The following is a 2201-nucleotide window of genomic DNA, read 5'->3' on the forward strand; positions in this document are numbered from 1 at the left end:
ACCTCCCTCGTCGTGGCGGCGGCCGACAAGCTCCACAACGCCACCGCGATCCTCGAGGACCTCGAGCGCCTGGGTGACGAGCTCTGGTCTCGCTTCACCACCGGCCGCGCCGAGGACCAGCGCTGGTACTACGAGACCTTGACCGCGACGCTGTCCGAGCGGCTGCCGGGCCACCCGACGGTCCAGCGCCTGGTCTCCGTCGTGGGTCGCCTGGGCGAGCAGCTCGACGCCCGGTGACCCGGGCGTGGACCCCGCCGGCGCCGATCGGGGCCGAAGGTGCAGATGCGATCCCGCCGCCGACCCTCGGCGGAACCGGTCCGGCTCAGGGCTCGGGCAGCTGGTGGGGTGGGGGGCGGTCCTCTGAGGCGCCCCGGCCGTAGTCCTCGGGGATGCCACCGGGTCGCCACGGCCGGGCCTGGCAGGTGAACACGTCGATGGCGGCGTAGTCGGCGGCCGGGGTGTCGAGGTCGGGCCAGCCGCCGTCGCCGTAGGGGGGGTCGATCCGGCAGTCGAGGTCGTTGATGATCACACCCCAGGCGGTGCCGAGGTGCAGCCGCCCGGTGGTGGCGGCATTGGTCACGTCGGGTTCGGCGACGGTGATCGACACGAAGGCCAGCAGCACCTGGGAGGTCACGAGCGCGCCGACGTGCCAGGTGCGGGTCCGGGGGCTGGCCGCCAGCAGGACGGCCAGGCACAGCAGGACCGGCAGCAGGTGCACCGGCTTCCACGGGAAGCGCAGGAAGAGGACCTCGGCGGCCAGGGCGACCAGCAGGGTGAAGCGGACCAGCAGGCTGGTGCGAGCAAGGCGGACCCCGGCGAGGAGCGTGGGGAGCAGGACGATGAGCACGACGATGCTGAACACCCCGAAGAAGGCGATGTTCTTCACGCCCCACCGCCCGACCATGGCCGAGAAGCCGGTGGTCTCGAAGTCGTTCACCAAGAACGCGCCGGTGCGGCCGGCCGACAGCCACGACGGCACGAACCACGCCAGCCCGGCGCCGGCGGTGACGAGGCCCGTCACGAGGGCATCGCGCCACCGGGACCCAGGCGCCGGACGGACGTGGCCCTCCAGCCCGCCCCGGGATCCGACCAGCTCGGCGAACAGGTACGCCCAGACGAGGAGCGCGGTGCTGGAGCGGAAGGCGATCGCCGTGGCGAACGCGAGGCCGGCGAGCACCCGGCGATCGTGGCGGGCGGCGAGCACGCCGGCGAGCAGCAGGCCCAGCGCGAACAGGTAGTCGCCGAGGGACGTGGCGGCCAGCCAGAACCAGGGCTGGGTGGCCACGATCACGACGGCGATCCGCGCCCGTCGGTCGCCGAGCGCCTCGGACACCAGGCGGGCGAGCAGGCTCAGCAGCGTGACCGCCATCGCCGTCGACGCCAGGTTCACCGCCGTGGGTCCGCCGAGCCGGTCGAGGACGCCGACGAGGGCCTCGTAGGGCAGGGCGCCCGGTGGCCGGGAGTAGCGGTAGCTGCCGTCGAGGATCGTCTCGCCGCTGCGCAGGACGTTGGTGATGTCGACGTCGGTGCCGTAGCCGAGGAGCGTGAAGGGCAGGTAGAGGAGCCCGCTCAGCAGGGCGAGCCGCGGCGAGGTGAGCGCCCACCAGCGTCGGTCGGGCTCCTCGTCGAGGGCCGGCGCCGACGCCGGTGCCGGCACGGGGGGCCGTGCCTGCACCTCCGTCATCGCGGCACACGCTACTGGGGTAAGGTCCTTGACCGCTCGGTCAAGTCTGGTCGATCCCGACCGCCCGACGTCCGCAGGGGGACAAATGGAGCAGTTCACCGATCGCATCGCCGTCGTTACCGGTGGCGGCACCGGCATGGGGCGCGAGCTGGTCCGCCAGCTCTCGGCCGAGGGCTGTCACGTCGCCCTCTGCGACGTCAACGCGGACACGATGGCCGAGACCGTCTCGCTCGCCGAGAAGGAGGCCCCCGCCGGTACCCGGCTCACCGCGTTCGTGGCCGACGTCTCCGACGAGGGCCAGATGATGGCCTTCCGCGACCACGTCACGGCCGAGCTCGGCACCGATCACGTCCACCTGGTGTTCAACAACGCCGGCATCGGGGGTGGCGGGTCGTTCATCGCCGACGAGCGCGACTCCTGGGAGCGCACGTTCGGCATCTGCTGGGGTGGCGTCTACAACGGCTGCCGGGCGTTCCTGCCGCTGCTCGTGGCGTCCGACGGCGGCCACCTGGTGAAC

Annotated in this window: 3 protein-coding genes; 2 read left to right on the forward strand and 1 reads right to left on the reverse strand. The window is 72.7% G+C overall.

Annotated features, from left to right (window positions below):
* Positions 1-237: hypothetical protein (locus VMN58_08540; protein ID HUF33237.1), on the forward strand; the 237-nt coding region annotated here is incomplete at its 5' end.
* A gap of 85 nt (positions 238-322) precedes the next feature.
* On the opposite strand, the gene VMN58_08545 is transcribed toward VMN58_08540, so the two are convergent.
* Entirely contained in the window at positions 323-1684 is a 1362-nt protein-coding gene (locus VMN58_08545; GenBank protein HUF33238.1) for a hypothetical protein, read from the reverse strand.
* An 85-nt stretch (positions 1685-1769) separates the two neighbouring features.
* Between VMN58_08545 and VMN58_08550 the strand changes: the two genes are divergently transcribed.
* Positions 1770-2201: SDR family NAD(P)-dependent oxidoreductase (locus VMN58_08550; GenBank protein HUF33239.1), on the forward strand; the 432-nt coding region annotated here is incomplete at its 3' end.

Source organism: Acidimicrobiales bacterium, from assembly GCA_035512495.1.
Taxonomy (GTDB): Bacteria; Actinomycetota; Acidimicrobiia; order Acidimicrobiales; family CADCSY01; genus DATKDW01.

What these genes read in the sequence shown, in the direction of transcription:
- VMN58_08545 (HUF33238.1), bottom strand. Translation starts at nt 1,684, where the DNA reads ATGACGGAGGTGCAGGCACGGCCCCCCGTGCCGGCACCGGCGTCGGCG.